Source organism: Kitasatospora sp. NE20-6 (assembly GCF_045862635.1).
The window spans coordinates 1-8,607 of sequence record NZ_BPRL01000122.1; the positions used below are offsets into that span (position 1 = coordinate 1).

Annotated in this window: 4 protein-coding genes and 1 pseudogene; 1 reads left to right on the top strand and 4 read right to left on the bottom strand. The window is 70.1% G+C overall.

Features of this window, described 5'->3' with window-relative positions; genetic code table 11:
- The 4 genes and pseudogenes from SNE206_RS39400 to SNE206_RS39415 form a co-directional block, all read right to left on the bottom strand.
- Positions 1–620 (bottom strand): cupredoxin domain-containing protein (locus SNE206_RS39400; RefSeq protein ID WP_407918412.1); only part of this gene is annotated, 620 nt, incomplete at its 3' end.
- Between the two features lie 317 nt (positions 621–937).
- Complete coding sequence (locus tag SNE206_RS39405; protein ID WP_407918415.1) at positions 938–1,246, bottom strand: MerR family transcriptional regulator; 309 nt, start codon at positions 1,244–1,246, stop codon at positions 938–940.
- Between the two features lie 1,339 nt (positions 1,247–2,585).
- Positions 2,586–3,485 (bottom strand): annotated as a pseudogene (locus SNE206_RS39410) (phosphotransferase); the annotation flags it as partial.
- A 293-nt stretch (positions 3,486–3,778) separates the two neighbouring features.
- Positions 3,779–6,379 carry a lectin gene (locus tag SNE206_RS39415; protein WP_407918413.1) on the bottom strand — a complete coding sequence of 867 codons (2,601 nt, stop codon included), beginning with the start codon at positions 6,377–6,379 and terminating at the stop codon, positions 3,779–3,781.
- 372 nt (positions 6,380–6,751) lie between these two features.
- Between SNE206_RS39415 and SNE206_RS39420 the strand changes: the two genes are divergently transcribed.
- On the top strand, positions 6,752–8,197 hold the full coding sequence (locus tag SNE206_RS39420; protein WP_407918414.1) for a glycoside hydrolase family 76 protein: 1,446 nt from the start codon (positions 6,752–6,754) through the stop codon (positions 8,195–8,197).
- Positions 8,198–8,607 lie beyond the last annotated feature (410 nt).

Consider the following 8,607-nt stretch of genomic DNA (forward strand, 5'->3'; position numbering starts at 1 on the left):
TCGCGGACGTCGGTCTTCGGGTCGATGTCGCCGAAGCTCTCGGCGATCGGCTCGGTGCGCTCCCAGCCCACGCGGGACGGCGCGAACAGCGACTTCGCCTTCTCCGTGTCGCCGGCCCTGATCGCGGCGGCGAACTGCTCGACGACCGGGATCGTCGCGTCGGCCTGCTCCTGCGCGTAGGTCCGGTAGGCGGCGACCGCGGCCTCCAGCCGGGCGTCCGTCTTGGGGGCGGCGGCGTCGCCCGCGCCGGTGACGGTGATCTTCTGCCGGATGCCGTCGCCGGTCATGCCGGGCTTGCAGGCGATCTCGTACGCGCCGGCCTTGATCTCGGCGTGGATGGTGACCTTGGTGCCGGGGCCGATGTTCTCGCGCTCGGTGACGATCTTGTCGCCGGCGGCGTAGACGTAGACCTCGGTGCTCTTGGAGCCCTTGTTGTGCACGGCGAACTCGACGGCGCCGGCCGGGAAGGTCGTCCGCGACACCTCGCAGGCGGTGTCCGTGGCGTTCACCTGGACCGCGTCGGCCGAGGCGGCCTCGTCCTTCGTGGAGCAACCGGCCAGAGCGGCCCCTGCCACGGCCAGGGTGAGGAGGGTCGCGACGGTGGTGCGGCGGGCAGACATGGGAACTCCGGGAAAGCATCGGGAACGGTCGGCAGGCCGGGTGCGGGACACACACCCCGACCAGCAAGGCAAGGCACACCTTACTGAGGGTCGCCTAATTCGTCTACTTTCCTGTAGTCAACTGCCCCGACCCGACACCCTGCTGGACAGGACGTCGCCCCTCGGGCACCACCGCACCGGCTGCGCGCCGGACCGGACCGGCGGGCCGACCAGTCGGCCGGTCGGTCGCGCCGACGGGCTGCCCGCACGTGCGGCTTCGCCGAGGTGACGGGAGAGCTCGCCGAACGGCGCGGGCAGTCGGGCCGCCGAGCCCTCTTCTAGCTGGGGTGGTCGCGGCGGAGTTCGGCGTTGATGCGCAGCGCTTCTTCGAGTTGGTCTTCGAGGATGATGATGCGGCAGGCGGCGTCGAGGGGAGTGCCCTGGTCGACGATCTCGCGGGCGCGGGCGGCGATGCGCAGTTGGTAGCGGGAGTAGCGGCGGTGGCCGCCGGCGGATCGCTGGGGGGTGATGAGTTTCGCCTCGTCGAGGGTTCGGAGGAAGCCCGGCGTGGTGCCCAGGATCTCCGCGGCCCGGCCCATGGTGTAGGCGGGGTAGTCGTCGTCGTCGAACTTGGTCTCTGCGCTCATGTGGTCCGCCCTGATCGGGTCCGTGGCGAGGGTGGCCTGTTCCACCAGCACCTTCTTTCTCGGGAAACGGGTCGAGGGCCCCGGCGCTTTTGTGCGCCGGGGCCCAGGGATATGAGGATTCACTGCACCATCTACTGCACTACTGCTGCCGACTGGTGTGCCGGCCTGCGGTGTCCGCGCCGCCCCGTAGCGGGGCAGTGCGCGGGGATCGCGTATGCGTGACCGAGGACCACCTCTTCCATGACGTTCCATGACGATGGCTACTGCGGTGACCGCCCGGCGGGGGAATGCATGCCGTGGCGGGCGATCCGACGGGGTGAACCCTTCCCTTCTCCTCTGGTGTGCATCGTGCGTACTGCCGGTACTGCCGACTGCCGGCAACACCCGTCCTGCTGGTACTGCGTCGTGCGAATTCCGGTACTGCCGGCACTGCGTCGTACGTGCGCAACCGCCACCGCCTCGGACCCCCTGCACAACCGGGCCCGCGACGCCTGGCAGGTCACCCGCCTTCCGCCGGAACCCCTTCTGCGACCGGGTTCCGCGTACTGACGACCTGCACGCCTCCTGCATCACTGCTGGTACCGCCGTCTGCATGACTGCCCGGGCAGTTCGTGTCTGCCCGTTCTGCTGTCCTGCTCTTCCGACACCAGGAACATTACACACGCCACCGGTTGATGTCTACTCTCGCCAGCACAGGTTTCCGCGCCCGGGTACGGGACCTTGTTGCGGGCGCCGGGTCGGCCCGCCCGGCCGGGCGCGCCGGCGACCGGCGCGAAGTCCGGTGCACCCGAGCGGTGCCGTTCGGGCCGCAGGGCGCCGGAGCGGTGAACCAGGCGGTCAGGGCGTCGTGGACGGCGGGTTCGGCCCAGCCGGAGGCGCGAAGGGATCCGAAGGCGATGGCGGCACAGGCTGTGAACGGGTCGCCCGGCACCCGCGCACCGACACGGCGAGGCCTGCATCGAGAAACCCCACGACGACACGTCCAGGGCCGTGGTCAGCCCCCGGTCCGGCGGGGTAGCGCCGGACCGCCACCGCTTACCTCACGCCTCCGCGCCACATTTCCACCGACCGCGATCACAGCTGGTGCTGCGACCACACGGATGGGCCATCCGCATCGGCCGCGAGGCGTTGCGGTTCCTGCGCCAGGGTGTCGACGACGGTGTCCCCGCCCCGGGGGAGCCGGGCCGGTGCTCTGCGACCGGGCCCGGCCATCGGGGGAAGCACCACGAGTCCGCCGCTCGAAACGGGATCCCACCGGCTCACCGACCCCGACGGCCGAACCGTCGGGGTCCACGCCGGCCGGGCAGCCCCAATCACTCCCCAGGTCGTGAACCGGTGCCAGAACGCGGTCGAGGGCTGCTCGGCCTGCGGGGCCCATGTCGGCTTGCCGCCGGCAAGACCGCGCTCCCCGGCCTGGCCCATGAGGACGAGGAAGAGGCTCTTCGAGGGCGGCCAACCCTCGGGCGCGCCGGATCATCGCCTCGTCCGCCTGCGCGTACGCATCGAAGAACCGCGCTGCCGCGCCTGCGGGAAGCAGGACCCACGCCGCCGCGAGACCGACCGCCGGATCGCCTGCGCACATGTCGCCGAAGTCGATCACGCCCGAGAGTGTCCCGTCCGACACGACGACGTCCGCCGGGTGGAGACCGGCGCGCAGCCATGCCGGCGGGCCCTCCCATTCGGGGGTCGCGAGGGCCTCGTCCCAGACGTCCCGGACGGGCCGGAGGCCGTCGGCGGCCCCCTCCGGAGGCGACTTCCTCGACCAGCTTCCCGAAACCGTCCGTGAGCGTTCGAAGGGGAACCCCGCGATCGGGACCGACCGGTGCGTCGGCGGGCGCCTCCGCATGAAGCGCCGCGAGAAAGACCGCCATGGTGTCAGCCGCACGGCCGTGGCTGATCGGGGCGCGGTCGGCCGGTTCGCCGGGCACCCAGGTTGCGATGGTCCACGGCCGCGGGAAGCGCGCGGACGGTTCACCGGTCCGCACGGGGATCGGGACCGGTGGTGGAAGGGGCGACGCCAAAGCGGGCAGCCGCCGGAACTCCTTGCGCAGGAGGGCCGGCGCACGCTCCGTACGCGGCATGCGTACGACAACTCCTCTCCAAGACACCACAGTTGGTTGTCCCAACCGTCGGCCACCTCACGGATGTCCAACCCCGCCAGGTCCGGATGCCGTTCTCTCACCAGGAGCGCACCACGTTCTTGCCGATCTCGAAGCTGTCCACGATCCCACTCGGCCATCGATGACACTCGGCCACCGATGGTCGAGCACCCGCAGGTGGTGCAATGCGCAGGTGAGCATCCTGGCACTCGCAACCCGGTGCCGTGGATCGGGCAGCGGTGTCCGGCGCTGGAGTGCAGCGCCGGACACCGCTGTCAGGGGTGCTTCCCGTGCGTCGAACAGGCGGAGAAGCCAGGAGTCGGTCCTTCTCCTGTCCCCGGTCACGGGGGTGACGGCAGCGTCGGGGTCGTGGCTCGTGACGTGAATCCGCTCCGCCCGCACACCGGCCCCGGGAGACCGTGCGCCGTCCGCCTCAGGACGGCAGGTTCCACTTCTGGTTGGCGCCGTTGTCGCAGTCCCAGATGTCGAGCCGAGTGCCGTTGGTGGTGTTGAAGGCGGGGATGTCGAGGCAGCGTCCGCTCACGGGGTTGACGAGTGCGCCGTTGCGGGCCTGCCACTGCTGGTTGGTGCCCCCGGTGCAGTCCCAGATCTCGACCAGGCTGCCGTTTGCGGTGCCACCGGCGGTGATGTCCAGGCACTTGCCGTTGACCTGCAGCGTTCCGCCGCTGAACGTCCACTGCTGGGCGGAGGTGCCGTTGCAGTCCCAGATGTCCACGGCGGTGCCGGCGGTGGACGACGCACCGAAGTCGTCCAGGCACTTGGCGGTGTTCAGGCCCGAGGTGACCGCTCCGGTGGGGGCGGGCTGCGGGCCGGGCGGCTTCGGGCCGCCGTTGCCGTTGTAGGAGGGGGGTGCGGAGCTCGGGCTGGTGGCCCAGTTGGTGTTGGCGGTGGTGCCCAGGGTGAGGTCCAGGGTGGCGCCGTTGATGACGGCGTTGGCCGGGAGGTAGGCGTTGTTCCAGTTGGCGCCGTTGAGGGTGGCGCTCTGGACGTAGGGGGCGTTGGTGGCCGCCTGCGGTGCGTTGACGGTGAGCTTGCTGCCGTTGGCCAGGGTGACGGTGACGTTGGTGAACAGGGGTGAGCCGAGGGCCAGGTCGCCGGTGCCGGGGGTCTCGGGGTAGAAGCCCATGGCGGAGAAGACGTACCAGGCGCTCATGGTGCCGAGATCGTCGTTGCCCACGCTCCAGTTGGCGGGGTTGTTGGGCCACAGCTGGTTCTGGACGTCACGGACGATCTTCTGGGTCTTCCAGGGCTGGCCGATGTAGTCGTACTCCCAGGGGAGTTCGATGGAGGGCTCGTTGCCGAGGTCGGCATGGGAACCGCCGGAGCCGTGGAAGTCGGAGAGCACGCTGTCGAGGTAGGCGGCGAGCTTGGCGTTGCCGCCCATCGCGTCGGCGAGCCCGCGGATGTTGTGCGGGACGGCGCCGGTGTACTGCCAGGAGGTGCCCTCGACGAACTGGTCACTGCTGGTCGCGCTGAACCCGCCGCGCCAGGAACCGTCCTTCAGCTTCGGCTGCATGAAGCCGGAGGCGGGGTTGAACACGTTGCGCCAGTCCTGTGCCCGGTTGGCGAACTGGTCCCGGGTGGTGGTGTCACCGAGCGCGCCCGCGAACGCGGAGGTCGCGAAGTCCTGCGCCGAGTACTCGAGGAGGGTGGCCACCGAGCCGTAGAAGTCGCGCGGGTAGGCGCCGTCGGCGGGCAGGTACCCGTACTTGGTCTGCAGGTCCAGGCCCATCCGGATGGGGTTGCTGGTGGTGCCCTGCCTGACCATCGCGTTCTTGGCCGCGGCGGTGTCGAAGTCCCGTGCGCCGAAAGCGTAGTAGTCGGCGATGATGGCCGGCCCCGGGTCGCCGTTCATCACCTGCGTCTCCGCCGAGTTCAGCGACCACTTCGGCAGGAAGCCGGCCTGGGCGAAGTCGTTGACCAGCGACTGTGCGCTGTCACTGGCCTGCTGCGGGGCGACCAGCGCCTCCAGTTGGGCCTGCGTGCGGTAGATGTCCCAGCCGGAGTAGGTGCCGTACTGCGCCTTCTGCCGACCGCTGACGGTGTGCACCTGGTGGTCGAAGCCCCAGTACCTCCCGTCGCTGTCGCTGATCAGGTTCGGATGCAGCAGCGCGTGGTACAGCGCGGTGTAGAACACCTTCTGCTGGTCCGGGGTGCCGCCTGTGACCGAGACCCGGCCCAGAACGCTGTTCCAGGCGTTGTGCGTCGCGCTACGGACGGCGTTGAAGTCCCAGTTCGGGTTCTCCGCCACCCGGTTGGCGGTGGCGCCCGCGATCGAGACGTAGGACAGGCCGACCTTCGCCTGCACCGTACGGGTGCCCGTGGTGTCGAAGGTGATCGAGTTGCCGCCGTTGAACGTGCCGGTGGAAGTGATCGGACGGTCGAAGACCATGTCGAAGTACGCGGTGTACGACGGGCTGGACGCGCAGAACAGGCCCGCGTCCACCGAGCCGCTGACCTCGGTGCTGCTCACCTTGGTGAAGTGGAGGTTCGTGGCCTTGTCCGCGTTCAGCTTGAACAGCAGGTTGGCCTGGGTGGTCGAGGGAAACGTGAACCGCGCCATCCCGGAGCGGGCGGTCGCGGTCAGCTCGGTGTTCACGCCGTTGTTGAGGCTGACCGAGTAGGCACCCGCGCTCGCCGACTCGTTGGCGTGCGAGAACCCGACCGTCGCACCGCCGTCGACGCCTCCGACGGTCGGCAGGACCGGGATGTCGCCCATCGCGCCGCAGCCGGGGCCGGACAGGTGGTTCAGGCTGAACCCGGTGACAACGTTGTCAGAATAGGCATAGTCACCCCCAGGTGGCCGTGACGGTGTGTCAGGACTCCACTGGACCATGCCGAACGGCGCGTCGGCACCGGGAAAGGTGTTGCCCTCGTGGGATGTTCCGAGCAGCGGGTTGACCAGGGACGCCGGGTCGGACACGGCGGCTACGGCCGCTGTCGCTGTCGGGGGCGCGGCAAGCCCGAGAAACATCAGACAGGCCGCGACGGGAATACGCCATCGCTTCATCATGCGGCTCCAGGATTGGACAGTTGTGGCTGTCGCCGGACCGTTGGGCGCGAACGTCGGCCAGCAAAGGGGAAGTTGTCCGGGCTGTCAACGAGATCGGCCGAACCCGCGAAAGATTCACGGCCACCCGGCCGCCCGTCGCGACCCGATCGGGCAGCGACCCACCGCTCCCGACATGCCGGTTCACCAGCAGGTCCTGTCGCGATTCGGCGGCCGCGCCGCCGCCGGGCGGAGGCTCCTGCCGGAACCGCCCTCGACCGTCGACATGTTCAGACCATTGACGGAGCACCGACGGCTGGCTAGCTTCCTGGAGAGCGCTCCCCGGGCCCCACCCCCACGGCCCGTCGCACCCCCAGGCGAACCTAGGAGTTCCTCATGCGCACGCCCAGATCACTCTGCGCCGCCCTCCTCTGCACGGCCGTTGCGACAACGTTGTCAGGCCTGACCGGGACTGCCACGGCAGCGCCGGTCGCGGCAGCGGCAGCGGTGTGCAACAAGTACTGCGACACCAGGGATCCGGCGCTCAGCCCTCAGGACCGGCAGCCGGTGTCCGCCACCCTGTCCGGCCGCTCGCTCGTGCTGCACTTCGACGACACGGACGCGATGGGCTGGGCCTCGATCGCCAACGGCGCGGCCGGCGACGAGGTGTGGCTGGACCGCTCGACGGACGGCGGCCGGACCTGGACGAACGGCGGCAAGCTCGGCGACACCAGCGTGCCGGCCGGCGGCAACAGCTGGCGCACGCTGATGTACAACGTCGACGACTGGAACAACAGCGGCGTCGGCGCCCTGCGGGCCTGCGGACAGGTGGGCAGTGCCATCGCCTGCACCCCCTGGGCGCGCACCACCTGGAACGCCTGGGACCGGCGCACCGCGGCGGCGACCGCGCTCATGATGTCGTTCGACCGCAGCACCAAGCTCTTCGGCGGCAACGGCTGGTGGACCGGCGCCAACGCGCTCACCGCGATCATCGACAACGCCCGGGTCACCGGGATGAACAGCTACACCTACGCCATCGCCGAGACCTACGACAGGAACCTCGGCGCGCAGGGCGGCAACTTCACCAACGAGTACCTCGACGACACCGGCTGGTGGGGGCTGGCCTGGGTGGCCGCCTACGACCGGACGGGCGACAGCCGGTACCTCAACACCGCACGCGCGGACGCCGACCACATGTTCGCGAACTGGAACGGCACCTGCGGCGGCGGGGTGCGTTGGAGCACGAACGGCAACTACAAGAACGCGATCACCAACGAGCTGTTCCTCCAGCTCACCGCCGCCCTGCACAATCGCATCCCCGGGGACACCACCTACCTGAACCGGGCCAGGAACGAGTGGACCTGGTTCCGGAACAGCAAGATGATCAACTCCGACCACATGATCAACGACGGGCTGACCGACGCCTGCGCCAACAACGGGCAGCCCACCTGGACGTACAACCAGGGCGTGGTGCTCGGCGGCCTGACCGAGCTGTACCGGGCCACCGGTGACGCGAGCCTGCTGACCACCGCACGCACCCTCGCCGACGCCTCCACCACCCGGCTCCAGAGCGGCGGGGTGCTGCGCGAGCCCGGCGAGGGCGACGGCTGCACCGGCGACGGCCCGTCCTTCAAGGGCGCCTACGTCCGCGGGCTCGGCCGGCTCAACACCCAGCTCGCCGACCACCCGTACGCCCCGACCCTCAACTCCTGGGCGAACTCCGCCTACACCAGGGACCGCAACCCGCTCGACCAGTACGGACCGCACTGGGCCGACGGCACCGGCAGCACCGACTACGGCTGCCAGCAGAGCGCCCTGGACCTGCTCAACGCCGCCGGCTGACCGCCTGCGGCCCCGCCGCCACCCCGACCGCCCGACCGACCGCCCGGTCCCGACCCGCCCGGCCCGCCCGGCCCGCCCGCGGCCGGTCGGCTGCCGGGGCGACTGTCGCACCCGTACGAAGCCCGGCTCCGTCCACCGCGCACTGCACGCCGACCGCAGTGCCCGCAGCGCCACGGAGCCGCATGTCCACCGAAGAGCGCACGCCACCACATGCCGTGCGCGACTCCCGAGCCGAAAGGCCTTCAGGTGAAGTACACCCGAAAACTCCTCCCGTTATGGTTGTTGGGGCTGATCGCCGCGATGCTCGCGGTCGGAGCCACTCCGTCCCAGGCCGCCACGACCACGATCACCGTCGACGGTAGCCAGGGCGGCCGTACGTTCGACGGCATCGGCGCGATCAGCGGCGGAGG